This is a genomic window from Nocardioides sp. AE5, from assembly GCF_031844485.1.
GTDB lineage: Bacteria > Actinomycetota > Actinomycetes > Propionibacteriales > Nocardioidaceae > Nocardioides.
Genome location: NZ_JAUZVI010000015.1, coordinates 55,258 through 68,561, shown reverse-complemented (window position 1 = coordinate 68,561; position 13,304 = coordinate 55,258). Strand labels below are relative to the sequence as shown.

At 66.3% G+C, this 13,304-nt stretch carries 14 protein-coding genes; 8 read left to right on the top strand and 6 right to left on the bottom strand.

Annotation, left to right across the window (positions count from 1 at the left end):
• Positions 1 to 70: 70 nt before the first annotated feature.
• Both Q9R27_RS17915 and Q9R27_RS17910 read right to left on the bottom strand, forming a co-directional pair.
• Entirely contained in the window at positions 71 to 538 is a 468-nt protein-coding gene (locus Q9R27_RS17915; protein WP_311253776.1) for a hypothetical protein, read from the bottom strand.
• Between the two features lie 50 nt (positions 539 to 588).
• Positions 589 to 1,260 (bottom strand): hypothetical protein, encoded by a 672-nt coding sequence (locus tag Q9R27_RS17910; RefSeq protein ID WP_311253775.1) that lies wholly within the window; start codon positions 1,258 to 1,260, stop codon positions 589 to 591.
• Between the two features lie 352 nt (positions 1,261 to 1,612).
• Here Q9R27_RS17910 and nrdR point away from each other — a divergent pair, with 352 nt between their 5' ends.
• The 3 genes from nrdR (at position 1,613) to Q9R27_RS17895 (ending at position 6,103) form a co-directional block, all read left to right on the top strand.
• Positions 1,613 to 2,089 carry a transcriptional regulator NrdR gene (nrdR, locus tag Q9R27_RS17905; protein WP_311253774.1) on the top strand — a complete coding sequence of 159 codons (477 nt, stop codon included), beginning with the start codon at positions 1,613 to 1,615 and terminating at the stop codon, positions 2,087 to 2,089.
• 160 nt (positions 2,090 to 2,249) lie between these two features.
• Positions 2,250 to 5,114 (top strand): vitamin B12-dependent ribonucleotide reductase, encoded by a 2,865-nt coding sequence (locus tag Q9R27_RS17900; protein ID WP_311253773.1) that lies wholly within the window; start codon positions 2,250 to 2,252, stop codon positions 5,112 to 5,114.
• A gap of 299 nt (positions 5,115 to 5,413) precedes the next feature.
• A complete protein-coding gene (locus tag Q9R27_RS17895) occupies positions 5,414 to 6,103 on the top strand; it encodes a hypothetical protein (protein ID WP_311253772.1) in 690 nt (229 codons plus the stop codon).
• Here the strand turns inward: Q9R27_RS17895 and Q9R27_RS17890 are convergent.
• Genes Q9R27_RS17890 through Q9R27_RS17875 form a run of 4 tightly spaced genes read right to left on the bottom strand, consistent with a single transcriptional unit; the run spans position 6,093 to position 10,769 of the window.
• Positions 6,093 to 9,131: a DEAD/DEAH box helicase gene (locus tag Q9R27_RS17890; protein WP_311253771.1), complete on the bottom strand. Its 3,039-nt coding sequence runs from the start codon at positions 9,129 to 9,131 to the stop codon at positions 6,093 to 6,095. The genes Q9R27_RS17895 and Q9R27_RS17890 overlap by 11 nt on opposite strands.
• Positions 9,128 to 9,529: a (deoxy)nucleoside triphosphate pyrophosphohydrolase gene (locus Q9R27_RS17885; protein WP_311253770.1), complete on the bottom strand. Its 402-nt coding sequence runs from the start codon at positions 9,527 to 9,529 to the stop codon at positions 9,128 to 9,130. Before Q9R27_RS17885 ends, Q9R27_RS17890 begins: the two co-directional genes overlap by 4 nt.
• A 56-nt stretch (positions 9,530 to 9,585) precedes the next feature.
• Positions 9,586 to 9,873 carry a hypothetical protein gene (locus Q9R27_RS17880; RefSeq protein WP_311253769.1) on the bottom strand — a complete coding sequence of 96 codons (288 nt, stop codon included), beginning with the start codon at positions 9,871 to 9,873 and terminating at the stop codon, positions 9,586 to 9,588.
• Between the two features lie 44 nt (positions 9,874 to 9,917).
• A complete protein-coding gene (locus Q9R27_RS17875; RefSeq protein ID WP_311253768.1) occupies positions 9,918 to 10,769 on the bottom strand; it encodes a matrixin family metalloprotease in 852 nt (283 codons plus the stop codon).
• A gap of 153 nt (positions 10,770 to 10,922) precedes the next feature.
• Between Q9R27_RS17875 and Q9R27_RS17870 the strand changes: the two genes are divergently transcribed.
• The 5 genes from Q9R27_RS17870 to Q9R27_RS17850 all read left to right on the top strand — a co-directional run bounded on the left by Q9R27_RS17870 (position 10,923) and on the right by Q9R27_RS17850 (position 13,208).
• Entirely contained in the window at positions 10,923 to 11,138 is a 216-nt protein-coding gene (locus tag Q9R27_RS17870; protein ID WP_311253767.1) for a type II toxin-antitoxin system CcdA family antitoxin, read from the top strand.
• Complete coding sequence (locus Q9R27_RS17865) at positions 11,131 to 11,526, top strand: type II toxin-antitoxin system VapC family toxin (RefSeq protein WP_311253766.1); 396 nt, start codon at positions 11,131 to 11,133, stop codon at positions 11,524 to 11,526. Before Q9R27_RS17870 ends, Q9R27_RS17865 begins: the two co-directional genes overlap by 8 nt.
• A gap of 102 nt (positions 11,527 to 11,628) precedes the next feature.
• The gene (locus Q9R27_RS17860) at positions 11,629 to 12,150 is read left to right on the top strand and encodes a DNA starvation/stationary phase protection protein (RefSeq protein ID WP_311253765.1); all 522 of its coding nucleotides are present in this window, start codon (positions 11,629 to 11,631) and stop codon (positions 12,148 to 12,150) included.
• Between the two features lie 168 nt (positions 12,151 to 12,318).
• Positions 12,319 to 12,876, top strand: coding sequence for a dihydrofolate reductase family protein (locus Q9R27_RS17855; protein ID WP_311253764.1), 558 nt, complete (start codon positions 12,319 to 12,321; stop codon positions 12,874 to 12,876).
• A 77-nt stretch (positions 12,877 to 12,953) separates the two neighbouring features.
• On the top strand, positions 12,954 to 13,208 hold the full coding sequence (locus tag Q9R27_RS17850; protein WP_311253763.1) for a type II toxin-antitoxin system prevent-host-death family antitoxin: 255 nt from the start codon (positions 12,954 to 12,956) through the stop codon (positions 13,206 to 13,208).
• Positions 13,209 to 13,304 lie beyond the last annotated feature (96 nt).

Sequence of the window (13,304 nt, the reverse complement as noted above, 5' to 3'; positions counted from 1 at the left end):
CGGTTCGAGGGCCGTTCGGGTGCATATGCGCGGTGCGTGCCCGGCGGCGGGCATTCCCGTCGTACGTCGTTCAGCGGGCGGCGCGCTTGCCACCCTGATAGCGCGGCGCAGCCGTCGGTCGCCCCGAGGGGGTGCCCGGCTGCTTGGGCAGCGGCAGGGTCAGCGTCTCGCTGGCCGAGGAGGGTTGCCGCGGCGCGGGCGGCAGGTGCTGGTCCGCCTCGCGCGCGGAGGCACGCGGATCCGGCCCGGTGGCCGCCTCGGGGAGCAGGCCGATGGCGGCCAGCAGTTTGGCGACCAGGATCAGTCCGACGAAGAGGCAGGCCGCGGCGCCGAGGCAGGCCAGGCCCAGGAAGAGCCAGCCGCCGTCACCGTCGCGGGCGCTGGTGCCGAAGTCGATCGCGGCCTTGACCAGGTAGCCCCACGCCACCACGCACAGGGTGATCGCCAGCGCCAGGCCGGCAATGACCGGATTGAAGCGCGGCTTGGGTCGGGCAGCGCGTCGCGCCCCTGCTCGCTTTCCTCCACGCTGCTTTGCCACGGGGCCCATTGTGGCAGGGATCTGGTGATCCGTCCCAACCTCGACCGCCGTCAGGAGGTCACCGCGCGGGCCACCGCGGCGCACCATCGACCGGGCACCTCGACGTCGCTGATCACCCACCCGTCGTGCCCGCGCGCGGGCACGGTCGAGGTGCCGACGTACGCCGGTGCGGGACCGCAGGTGAGGCCGGTGCCGCGCGCCTTTCCCAGCGCCCCGAGACGGGCCCGGGCCAGGGCCGCCAGGTGCTCCGCCCGGTCCGGGGACGTTGCGAGCTCGGCCTGGTCGCGTGGGTGCAGTCGAGCGGCCAGGTCGCCGGCGTACGCCGCCGGGTGGGCGATGTCGGCACCGACCGGTTGGGTGCCGACGGCGAGCAGCAGCATCTCCTGGGCCTGGTCGTCACGGCCGTGGGAGAGGGAGAAGTGGAGGCCGGGCGCCTGGGCCAGCCCGTGCGGTCCGCCGCAGTGGGTGCACGGCGTACGGGTGATCGCCACCGCGTCGGGGGCGAGGTCGAGCAGGTCGCCCAGCACGTGGCGGACGAATCCGCGGGCGATCACCAGGCCCCGGATCCACCGCGTGGCGGTGAGGGTCGCGATGCGGGAGCGCTCCTGTGTGTCGAGGCAGTGGCCGAAGCGTTTGTACGTCGCATGGTCCACCGCCTGCGCGTCCAGCAGCCACAGCCCGGAGTCGGGGCCGGGGACCAGGGTTTGGCCGGGGTGCACCACGGATCGAATGTAGTCGACACGCCCCGACACGCGGCCCGAATCGTCGAAGTCGCCGGACCAAAGTGGCCCTGACCTGCGGTTTTGTCTCGGCGGAAGAGCGAGCCACAATTTCCCCTCCGGTGGCCTTGCATCCGGTTGTGGTTCCGACGTACGGTTACCACTACATCTAGTAGTTACACCGTTGTGGTTTTCCACATCTAGTTCACAAGAACCGGGTGTTCGGTCCACAGCCAGGATCACTGGATCCACAGGAATCGCACAGTTCTCCACAGTTTCCCCGCTCATCATCAGGCCCTCGATGGGGGTCTGTTCAGTGTGCGCGCAAACCCCACGACTCAGGAAGGAGTTGACCATGCACTGTCCGTTCTGCCGCAGCACGGAGACCAAGGTCCTGGACTCCCGGGTCGGGGAGGACGGTGGTTCGATCCGCCGGCGCCGCGCGTGCGTGGAGTGTGGCAAGCGGTTCTCGACCACCGAGCAGATGCAGTTGATGGTGCTCAAGCGCTCCGGCGCCACCGAGCCGTTCAGCCGCGAGAAGGCGATCACCGGGGCACGCAAGGCGTGCAACGGCCGTCCCGTGACCAGCGACCAACTGGCCTGCCTGGGCCAGGAGGTCGAGGACACGCTGCGTGCCGAGGGGTGGGCCGAGGTGCCTGCCCACGAGGTCGGGTTGGCCATCCTGCGTCCGTTGCGGGCGCTGGACGAGGTCGCCTACCTGAGGTTCGCCAGCGTCTACCGCGCCTTCGAGTCCGTCGAGGACTTCGAAGCCGAGATCGCGATGCTGCGCGCCGAGCGCGCCGTCGCCGTTCCCCAGCCCGCCACGGGCTGACCACAGACCGCCCGGCACGTAGTGGGGAAGCTGCGTGCCGGGCGCCGTACCTCGTGTCACCAAGCGTGACGCAACACCAGCAACACCAGTCACATCGAGAAACATGCACGACCAGCAGGGACCAGGGATGAACAAGCCGGAAGCACGGGAAAGAGGAGCAATGACGGAGACGGTCAGCGGCGGGTCTGCACAGGCGCAGTCCGGGCAGGGCAAGTCCACTCAGGGCAAGGGACTGAAGATCAACCGGGTCTTCAGCACTGAGGGCGTCCACCCCTATGACGAGATCAATTGGGAGCGTCGCGACGTCGTACAGACGAACTGGAAGACCGGCGAGACCGTCTTCGAGCAGCGCGGCGTGGAATACCCGGACTTCTGGAGCGTCAACGCCTCCACGATCGTCACCACCAAGTACTTCCGCGGCGCGGTCGGCACCGACGCCCGCGAGTGGAGCCTCAAGCAGCTGATCGACCGCGTGGTGCAGACCTACACCGACGCCGGCCAGGAGCACGGCTACTTCGCCACCGAGGCGGACGCCGAGGTCTTCGAGCACGAGCTGACCTGGCTCCTCGTGCACCAGTACTTCTCGTTCAACTCCCCGGTCTGGTTCAACGTCGGCACCCAGTCGCCGCAGCAGGTCTCCGCCTGCTTCATCCTGTCGGTCGACGACTCGATGGACTCGATCCTCAACTGGTACAAGGAAGAGGGCTTCATCTTCAAGGGCGGCTCCGGCGCCGGCCTGAACCTGTCGCGGATCCGTTCGTCGAAGGAGCTCCTCTCCTCCGGCGGTACGGCGTCCGGCCCGGTCTCCTTCATGCGTGGCGCGGACGCCTCCGCGGGCACCATCAAGTCCGGCGGTGCCACCCGTCGCGCGGCCAAGATGGTCGTCCTCGACGTGGACCACCCCGACATCGAGGAGTTCGTGGAGACCAAGATGCGCGAGGAGGACAAGATCCGCGCGCTCCGCGACGCCGGGTTCGACATGGACCTGGGCGGCAAGGACATCACCTCGGTGCAATACCAGAACGCCAACAACTCGGTCCGGGTCACCGACGAGTTCATGCGTGCGGTCGAGGACGGCACCGAGTTCGGCCTGCGGGCCCGTGGCACCGGTGAGGTCATCGAGACCGTCGACGCGCGCAGCCTGTTCCGCAAGATCTCCGAGGCCGCGTGGGCATGCGCCGACCCGGGCCTGCAGTACGACGACACGATCAACGACTGGCACACCAACCCCGAGACCGGCCGGATCACCGCGTCCAACCCGTGCTCGGAGTACATGTCGCTGGACAACTCCTCGTGCAACCTGGCGTCGCTGAACCTGCTCAAGTTCCTCAAGGACGACGACACGTTCGACGCGCAGCTCTTCGCCCAGGCCGTCGAGCTGATCATCACCGCGATGGACATCTCGATCTGCTTCGCGGACTTCCCGACCGAGCCGATCGGCGAGACCACCCGCAACTACCGCCAGCTCGGCATCGGTTATGCCAACCTCGGCGCCCTGCTGATGGCGATGGGCCTGGGCTACGACTCCGACGGTGGCCGCTCGATGGCCGCTGCGATCACCAGCCTGATGACCGGTACGTCGTACCGTCGCTCGGCCGAACTCGCCGGCATCGTCGGTCCCTACAACGGCTACGCCCGCAACGCCGACGCCCACAAGCGCGTGATGCGCAAGCACCAGGCCGCCAACGACACGGTGCGCACCCTGCACACCGAGGACCTGGCCGTGCACAAGCTGGCCACCAAGGAGTGGGCGAAGGTCCTCGAGATCGGTGAGGCCAACGGCTTCCGCAACGCGCAGGCCTCCGTGCTCGCGCCGACCGGCACCATCGGCTTCATGATGGACTGCGACACCACCGGCATCGAGCCCGACTTCTCGCTGGTGAAGTTCAAGAAGCTCGTCGGCGGCGGCTCGATGCAGATCGTCAACCAGACGATCCCGCGGGCGCTGAAGAAGCTCGGCTACCAGCCGGAGCAGATCGAGGCGATCGTGGCCTACATCGCCGAGAACGGACACGTCGTGGACGCGCCGGGCCTGCGCACCGAGCACTACGAGATCTTCGACACCGCGATGGGGGTCCGTTCGCTCAAGCCGATGGGCCACGTGCGGATGATGGCGGCCACCCAGCCGTTCCTCTCCGGGGCAATTTCGAAGACCGTCAACCTCCCGTCTTCCGCCACCATCGAGGACGTCGAGGACGTCTACCTCCAGTCCTGGAAGCTCGGCCTGAAGGCGACCGCGATCTACCGCGACAACGCGAAGGTGGGCCAGCCGCTCTCCGAGGGCAAGGGCGAGAACAAGGGCTCCGACTCCAACGTGGCCGAAGTCGTCGAGAAGGTCGTGGAGAAGGTCGTCTACGCCCCGACCCGCAAGCGTCTGCCGAAGTCGCGGATCTCGCGGACCACGTCGTTCACCGTCGGTGGTGCCGAGGGCTACATGACCTCCGGTGCCCACGACGACGGCGAGCTCGGCGAGGTCTTCCTCAAGCTCGGCAAGCAGGGCTCGACCCTGGCCGGCGTGATGGACGCCTTCTCGATCGCGGTGAGCATCGGCCTGCAGTACGGCGTGCCGCTGGAGACCTACGTCTCGAAGTTCACCAACCTGCGCTTCGAGCCGGCCGGCATGACCGACGACCCGGACGTGCGGATGTCGCAGTCGATCATGGACTACATCTTCCGCCGCCTGGCGCTGGACTACATGTCGTTCGAGGACCGCTCCGCGCTCGGCATCTACTCCGCCGAGGAACGCCAGCGCCACCTGGAGACCGGCTCCTATGAGCTGGCGCAGGTGAGCGAGTCCGAGTCGCTGAAGTCCGACCCGGTGGTCGAGGAGACCAAGGCTGCCGACCCGGTGGAGGCGACCATCGTGGAGGCCCCGGCGAACGCGCACACCAGCGCAGAACTGCTGGAGCAGATCACCGGCACCGCTGTGGACAGCCCGCTCTGCTTCACCTGCGGCACCAAGATGCGTCCGGCTGGCTCGTGCCACGTGTGCGAGGGCTGCGGGAGCACCTCCGGCTGCAGCTGATCGTGGAACCCCTCGAACGGGCTCGACACCTCCGGGTGTCGGGCCCGTTCGGCGTTCCGATGGACGGCAAGTGTCGGTGCGTTCGGATAGAAGGTTTCCAACGCACTTCTTGGGTCGGGAACGGATGAGGAACGATGCCGGGCGAATCAGCACACAAACGACGCCGACGACCGCCTGCCGCCGAGGTGACCCCAACCACACCCATCTGGTGCCCCTGGTGTCAGGAGGAACATCCTGCACGTGACTTCAACAAGGAGTCACGGAGGTTCAGCGGGTTGGCTGGGATCTGTCGTGTCGCCATGGCCGAGAAGCGGAAGACCCCAGGGGAGAAGGCCAAGACGGCGCGACACAACAAGCGCAGGTGGGCTGATGAGGCATATCGATCGCGGTCGCTCGAAGCGGCCGCTGCCCGCCGCAAGGTCAAGGGTCAGGAGGACCTGCGGCGGGCGCGTGCCCGGCTGCAGTCGTTCGTAGATGCATGGAAGGGGCAGGGTTGCGTTGATTGCGGCTATGACGACATTCGCGCGATCGATCCGGATCACCGTGCTGGAGAGATCAAGGTCGACAACCTGTCCCGGATGGTGCAGATGTGCGCATCGGCAGATCGGATCCGTGCCGAACTCGCCAAGTGCGTTCCGCGGTGTGCGCGCTGCCATCGGCTGGTGACCCAGGCGCAACGGCAATGCAAGTGGCGATCTGACGAGCGCCTTCCGCCCTCGTGGAGCCGGCGCCTTCTCCTGCAGGACGCCAACGACGTCATCAAGATTGCCAACGGCTGCGCCGACTGTGGGTGGGCCGAATGGGCTCGTGGGTTGGATTGGGATCACGTCCGCGGCGTCAAGGTCCTCGGGGTGTCGAGCATGATCGCGAACTCGCGGCCGTGGGGTGAGATCCTGGCAGAGATGACCAAGTGCGAGGTCGTCTGCGCCAACTGCCATCGCCTTCGCACAAAGGCTCGTGGTCAATACCGCGCGTTGGCTAGGGGGTGACAGCGGTGATGGTGGGGTGGAAGTAGTCGTACAGCTTCATGTCGATCGGTGAGGTGAAGCGCAGGAGCATGCGCACGACACTGAGCGACTCGCCCTTGTCGTTGAGCATGGTTGTCTGCTCAGCATCGTGCGAGGTCGCCTGGCCCAGGTAGTAGAAGTCGGTGCCTTCTGCGTCGTCCTTCTTGACGAAGACATGCAGGTCAACCTCGTTGGCCACGATCGACTTCACCTCGCTGCTCGACAAGGTCCTCTTGCTGCGTGTGAACCAACGCATCGTGGAGCGGTCCAGCAGTTCGTCCTCATACGCCGTGCTCGCAGATATCTCGTCGGACTTGTGCAGGGTGACGAAGATCGGGCAGACCCGCGTCTGCGTGTCGACACGGTATCCGTAGATGGTCGAGGTCCACTTGCGGGGCCACCCCAGAATGCGGCACGCCTCCTTGCGGGAGTACTGGCCGCCAGGGACGAAGCGCGACTCGGGCGGGTAGTTGTCGGCAACGATCTGCTTCCCGGTCTTGAGGAGGTCCTCGACCGCTCGGGCGAAGTCGACGTTCGTTTCGTAGGAAGCCTTGAACTCAGGAGTGAGCGCGACGTCGCCGGAGGCAAGTTGGTGCGCCACTCCTGAGCCATAACGATTCTGGTCTGCTGCCGCGTGCTCGGCCAGCGTGAACGTACCGATGGTGCTCTGCAGGAGGTGCTCCGTTGCCAACGCGCCGGCAGCGCGAAGGGTCTCCAGAGCCGACGACCTATCGAGTTGGCCTTCACTGAGCAGGGAATCGAGCAGCGCGAATTCGTGAGGACGCTTGGCTGTGAGGACCTCATGCGAGAGCAGGCCGAGGGCCTTGTGTTCCCTCACGGTCAACCCCGCGTCGATCTTGAGAGTTGTCTCCACCAACGAGGGGTAGTTCGCACGCTTGGTTGCGAGGAGCACAGGATCGACCGACTCGAAGCGCAGGAAGTCCCACAACGCCGGGGCTCCGCCAACGCGATTGTGCATCGCCACCATGGCTGCCTTGAGATTCTGCATGCTGTCGAGAGTCGTGTTCGAGATGGCGGCGAGGATCCGGGATTGCGAGACCTTGTCGAAGCGAACGCTGGAGAGGCCGGGCAGGACGCCGGATTCTTCAGCAGCGATCAGGTTCTTGCGCAGGGATTCCTTGTCGAGGGAGTCGTCGCCGAAGAGCGCGATCGGGATCATGAAGTTGTTGACGTAGTTCCCGATCACGTCGATGACGACGAGGTACTCCTTCTGCGCGGCCTTGCGCAGGCCACGGCCGAGTTGCTGCACGAAGACGATCGCCGACTTGGTCTGGCGCAGCATGATCACCTGGTTGATGGAGGGGATGTCGACCCCTTCGTTGAACACGTCGACCGTGAGCAAGTAGTCGAGTTCGCCAGCCTCGAGACGGCGCACCATCGCCTCACGGTGGGGGATCGAGTCCTCACCGGTCAGCGCGGCGGTGCGCAGCGTGCGTCCGCGCAGCATGGATTCGTTGAGGCGGGTCGACAACTCGCGTGCTTCGGCTTTGCGGCTGCAGAAGATCAACCCACGCGGCGGAACGCCGGCCTGGCCATAGATCTCGATCGCTTTGAGCAAGTGGGCAACGCGCTCAGGGGTGATCAGGACGCCTAGGTCACTGTCCCCGTCGATGGTCGTTCCATCGTCGTACGTCACCTCGGCGACGCCGTAGTAATGGAACGGGCTGAGCATCTCCTCCTCCAACGCATGGTTGAGGCGGATCTCGTACGGCACGTTGTAATCGAAGAGTTCGAAGACGTTGAAGCCATCTGTGCGCTCGGGCGTCGCCGTCATGCCCAGGAGGAAGCGTGGAGTCAGGTGCTGCAGCACGCGTTGGTAGGTCTCTGCGCCAGCGCGGTGCGCCTCGTCGATGATCACGTAGTCGAATGCCGCGGGGTCGATGGTCTCGAGAAGATCGGGTCGCGACAGAGTTTGAATGGTCGCGAAGGCGTAACGCCGGTCCTGTTGCTTGGTCGTTCCGGTCAACTTGCCGAAGTCGGAGGGCGGCGCCTCGAGGACCTTCTGATACTCCACGATGGTGCGGTCGAGAATCTGTTCCCGGTGTACGACGAACAGCATCCGCTTCGGGTCGACTGCCCGCACATCGAGAGCCGACAGCATCGTCTTCCCTGTGCCGGTCGCCGAGATCACGATCGCCCGTTGCTGGCCTTCGCGCCGCACCTGCGCGAGCGCTGTCAGGGCATCGCGTTGCATCCGATTCGGCAGGATCCGGACCCGCGCAGGCGCGTCCTCGCGTCGCGTTCGAGGCGGTTGCGCATCCGACGCTTGCCGTGCACCTGGCGGCGTTTGTGTACCAGGCAGCGACTGCTCCGGGCCAGCAAGTAGTGCCGGCAAGGCTTCCAGGCCAGGGCCAAGATCTGGCTCCGTCGCGGCGGCGGATCGATCTCGCCGTGTCGGCGGCGTGTAATCGGCGGCGTACCGATCGATCCATTCCTGGGTGAGGGTCTCCGATCCCTCGACCTCACGCTGGACGAGCAGACGGATCTGACGGGCAAGATCGCTCTCGTCCGAGGCGGAGACCTTCAGGTTCCACTCGTGGTTGCGGACCAGCGCGTTCTCCGTAAGGTTCGAGCTGCCGACGATGGCCGTGACGCCATCCGGGTACTCGAAGATGTATCCCTTGGGGTGGAACGCGCGGGCTCGATGCACCCGCACATCAACGCCCAACTGGCGCAGGTTGAGCAGTTCGGCGAACGCCTGGGGCGAGTTGAAGGCCAGATAGTCGGACGTGATGATGCGTCCCGATCCCGAGAAGTCGACCAACTCCTGCTTGAGCAGCGCGATCGCCCGCGTGGATACGAAAGCGACGGAGAAGGTGAAGGACTCACTGCGACTCAGTTCCTCGCGGAGGGAACGGAGGACGGAGAAGTCACGTGAGTTCAGCACCACCTGAGGGTGGTGCCGCCGGGGACCATCGGCTGTGGCTGTCAGGTAGCCGAACTCGACGTCGCGCGCAAGGCCATCGGACCAGATGAAGTCTGCCTTCATGCCGCGAAGTCCGATGCGATGCGTTGCACGGCAGGAATGTCAGCAGGCGCCCAGTCGAGGGTTTCGAGTTCATCCGGTGCCAGCCAGAGCACCGCCGAGTGCTCAGTCAGTTGGGCTTCGCCGGCAAGCAGAGTGCAATAGAATGTCGTCAGCGTGACGATGCCGAAGCTGTATTCGTGTGTCGTCGTGACCAGCTCGTCGCCGACCTCGATCTGGCACAGCAACTCCTCGCGGATCTCCCGCTCCAGGGCTTGTCGGGGCGTTTCGTCTGCCTCGATCTTGCCGCCGGGAAACTCCCACATCCCGGCCAGGCTCCCGCCGTCGCCTCGCTGTGCACACAGCACGGTGCCGTCGCGAACGATCACTGCGCCGACGACGTTGATCTTCCTCTTGGACACCCATCCTCCTTCGCTGCATCGAAGCTTAGGGGAGTCCACGGGTCGTGGTGGGCCATTCACGGGATGCGGGGACCTCGGCGCGCTTCCTTCAGCAGCAAGTCGTCGTACGACGGCGTACGGACCTCGACGAACATGTCGCCCGTCCAGAGCGTCGCCCGCCGTGGTTGGCGCACCAACGCGTAGCCCAGCGCCTCATCCAAGGTGTCCAGGTCGATCTGGGCATGGGCCAGGCCTTCTTCATCGCGCTCGTAGACGGTGAAGTACTCAGCAGTTTCGGGTGAGGCCCAGGTGTACTCCTCGGGAGTGTCGCGCAGGGGGAGGATCTCGATGTCGCGGCCGGTCATGGGGCGAGCCTGGCACGCGGCACCGACACCGGCCACGCGCCGGATCACTCACACGGCACGCGCCCCAGTTCGGCGAGCCCACGCAGGTCCCCTGGCCCGAAGCCGGTCTCGCGGCTGTTGGTGGGATGCATCAGTTCGTTGGCGTCGTCGACGTGACCCAGGCCGACCAGGTGGCCGAACTCGTGGTCGACGATCGACTGCAGTTGTCGCTGGGTGACCGAAGGGTTGTCGAAGACATCGATGTCCAGCACCACCCAGCCGTGGGTGTAGTAGAGGTTGCCCGAGCGGCTCCTGCTCGTGGCGCTGCCGGCGAAGCCTGCGACCTCGCCGCTCAACTTGGGTTGCTCGTCCTCGGTGGCCCAGGCGACCAGCACCGGACGCCGCGAGCGGTCCTTGCTCTCCAGGTCCGGTTCGCGGTCCGTCGTACCGACGAGGGTGAAGGAGAGCCCGGTCGCCGCACTGGTCCGCTCCAGCGCCGTCACCACCAGGTCGCGGTGGTTCTCAGGCGCCCCCGATGGGTTGACCTCCACCTCGATCTGGATGCATGGGTCATAGCCGACCGGGCCGCGTCCGTTCGGCTGCATCTGCAAGAACGTGTACGACCCGGTGTCGGGCGGCAGGTCCGGTGCGGGCAGGATCCGCTCCGGCCCGAAGCCGAGCAGGTGGCGGATCTGGTTGGCCTCATGGCTGGGATGCAACGCGATGAAGACAGCCACGACCACGACCAGCGCGAGGGTGGAGATCGCTGCCGGCAGGGCTCGCCTGCGGCGCGGGCGTGGTCGCGGCGGATAGGGCCTCGAGTCCGATCCGAGCGCCTCGGCGAGGTCGACAGGACGGCGCAGCGCCTCCAGCGCTTCTGCGCGCTTGCGCTGGGCGCGCCGTTGCCTGCCGAACATGGCACCGATCCTGCCTGACAACGCGTGACGCCGTCTCCGGAACGTCGTCGCTGGCGGATGGAACACCGAGCGCTGTGGATAACTCGGGCGCCATGTCTCCGCCTCGACTAGCGTCACGGATCTGGAAACGACCATTGTGTGTAGCATGTGTGTATGGCGCGATTGAACGTGTACGTTCCTGATGAGCTTGCCGCACGCGCGAAGGAGGCAGGTTTGAACGTTTCCGCGCTCACTCAGGAGGCGCTGACCCAGGCGTTGGCCACCTCGGCGACGACGCGGTGGTTGGCGGCCCTGCCCAAGGGGCCGACGGTGGACCACGAGGCGATCATTGCCGCCCTCGACGAGGCGCGGGAGGAGTTTGGTGATTGAGCGAGCGGTTATCGGCGCCTCCGTGCTCGTGGACCTGTACGCCGCCACTCCCGTGGGCAAGGTGGCGGCCGGGCGACTCCGGGGCCTTGCCCTGCATGCGCCGGCGCACGTCGATGCCGAAGTGATGTCAGCGCTGGGTCGGCTGCACCGGTCGGGGGCGTTGCCGGCCGAGCATGTGCAGGCCTGCCTCGACGACCTCGCCACAAGCCCGATCGAACGTCACCCACTTGCCGGCCTCCTCGTTCCAGCCTGGCGCCTGCGGGGCTCGATCAGTCTGCTGGACGCAGCGTACGTCGCCCTCGCGGAGTCGCTGGATGCGCCACTGTTGACCACGGACCTGCGTTTGGCAAGGACTGCGGCGCGCGCTGAAGCGATCGGCGGAGAGTGACCGCTGGGACCGACTTAGGCAAGGCTGCCTTTTCTTGAAACGTTCCAGAAAAGGGTGGAGAATGGAGTCATTCCAAGAAACCCCCAGAGGAAGGTAATCACCATGAGCCAGACCCTCGACTCGAAGCCCACTCACACGGCCCACCCGGCCTTCCAGGCTTCCGCCCAGCTCGGCAAGCACCTGCAGCAGATGCTGGTCGACCTGACCGATCTGCACCTGCAGGCCAAGCAGCTCCACTGGAACGTCGTCGGCAAGAACTTCCGCGACACCCACCTCGTCCTCGACGAGGTCGTCGACGCTGCCCGCGGCTTCTCCGACGACATCGCGGAGCGGATGCGCGCCGTCTACGCCACCCCGGACGCCCGGTCCAAGACGGTCGCCGCGCAGTCGAGCCTCCCGGAGATCCCCAACGACGAGATCGACACCGCCGACACCGTCGACGCGATCGTCGCCTCGCTCTACGCGACCGCGGGAACGGCCCGCCGCATCCACGACGACGTCGACGCCGAGGACCCCACTTCGGCCGACATGCTGCACGCCATCCTCGAGCGCATCGAGCAGCTCGCCTGGCTGATCGACTCGGAGAACCGGGTCGCCAACAGCAGCATCCCGCGCCAGGTCTGACCTGCCGCAATCGCAACCGCAACCGAGGGGCCAGCGCGATCCGCTGGCCCCTCGGCCATTTCAGAGCCCGAGCACCTGGCGCAGGCCGGCTTCTGGTGCGGGCGATGAATTCGTCGTACGACGCGGGTCAACATGGGCGTCAGGCATCGACCCCAGGAAGGCTCCGCCATGTCCCGCAATGTCACCGCGCACCTTTTCTCGTCCCTCAACGGCGTCAGCGAGTCACCGCACCTGTTCCAGTTCGACGCGTTCGGCGAGGAGGAGGGTCGGCGGATGGCGGAGTCGCTCGCCCCGGTCTCCGACGTGGTGATCGGACGCAAGCTCTGGCAGGAGTGGCGCGACTACTGGACCAGTGACGCTGGCTCGGGCGACGGCTTCGGTGACTTCATCAACCCGGTCCGCAAGCACGTGGTCTCCGCGACCCTGGATGGTGAACTCGACTGGAACTCGACACTGGTCGACGGCGACCCGATCCCGTACGTCGCCGACCTGAAGGCCGGTGAAGGTGGCGACATCGCGGTGGCTGGCGGGGTGGAGACGGTCCGCTCGCTCTTCCTCGGCGGCGTCGTCGACGTACTCACCCTGACCATGCACCCGGCCGTAACCGGCGCGGGCCGGCGCCTCTTCGACGAGTCCGTGCCGCTGACCCGCCTCGAACTGGTGGACTCCGGTACGTCGCCACTCGGCAACGTCTTCCTGACCTATCGGCTCAAGGGCGCGGCCTGACCCGGGCTCGCGCGGTTCTGTTCCGCGCGTATGCAGACAACCGAACCGAGAGCGCTGCGAATTGCTACCTTGTGGAGATGGAGCCGATCAGCCAACGCGACTTGCGCAACGACAGCGCCGACGTGCTCCGTCGCGTCGAGGCGGGCGCGTCCCTCACGATCACCCGTCGCGGGGTGCCGGTGGCGGTCATTGGTCCGATCCGCGGGACCGGTATTGCTTCGCGCCCGCCGAAGAGCCGGCACCGGCTCTCTGATCTGCCGAGGGTGCAAGCGGATGTCCAGACGGGCGAGGTCCTTGATGATCTCCGCGCGGGGAGTTCGGGCTGCTCGTGATGGCGTCGACGCCTGCCTGACCGAGCGCCCAAGGCAGGTGGTGCGCGGGACGGCGGAAAATGTTGTCGAATCGCGAGACGCGATGCCCGTCCGGGT

Coding starts and splice junctions, on each gene's coding strand:
- Q9R27_RS17880 (WP_311253769.1), bottom strand. CDS start 9,873: ATGACCGGCCGCGACATCGAGATCCTCCCCCTGCGCGACACTCCCGAG.
- Q9R27_RS17875 (WP_311253768.1), bottom strand. CDS start 10,769: ATGTTCGGCAGGCAACGGCGCGCCCAGCGCAAGCGCGCAGAAGCGCTG.
- Q9R27_RS17890 (WP_311253771.1), bottom strand. CDS start 9,131: ATGAAGGCAGACTTCATCTGGTCCGATGGCCTTGCGCGCGACGTCGAG.
- nrdR (WP_311253774.1), top strand. CDS start 1,613: ATGCACTGTCCGTTCTGCCGCAGCACGGAGACCAAGGTCCTGGACTCC.
- Q9R27_RS17900 (WP_311253773.1), top strand. CDS start 2,250: ATGACGGAGACGGTCAGCGGCGGGTCTGCACAGGCGCAGTCCGGGCAG.
- Q9R27_RS17870 (WP_311253767.1), top strand. CDS start 10,923: ATGGCGCGATTGAACGTGTACGTTCCTGATGAGCTTGCCGCACGCGCG.
- Q9R27_RS17855 (WP_311253764.1), top strand. CDS start 12,319: ATGTCCCGCAATGTCACCGCGCACCTTTTCTCGTCCCTCAACGGCGTC.
- Q9R27_RS17860 (WP_311253765.1), top strand. CDS start 11,629: ATGAGCCAGACCCTCGACTCGAAGCCCACTCACACGGCCCACCCGGCC.
- Q9R27_RS17895 (WP_311253772.1), top strand. CDS start 5,414: ATGGCCGAGAAGCGGAAGACCCCAGGGGAGAAGGCCAAGACGGCGCGA.
- Q9R27_RS17850 (WP_311253763.1), top strand. CDS start 12,954: ATGGAGCCGATCAGCCAACGCGACTTGCGCAACGACAGCGCCGACGTG.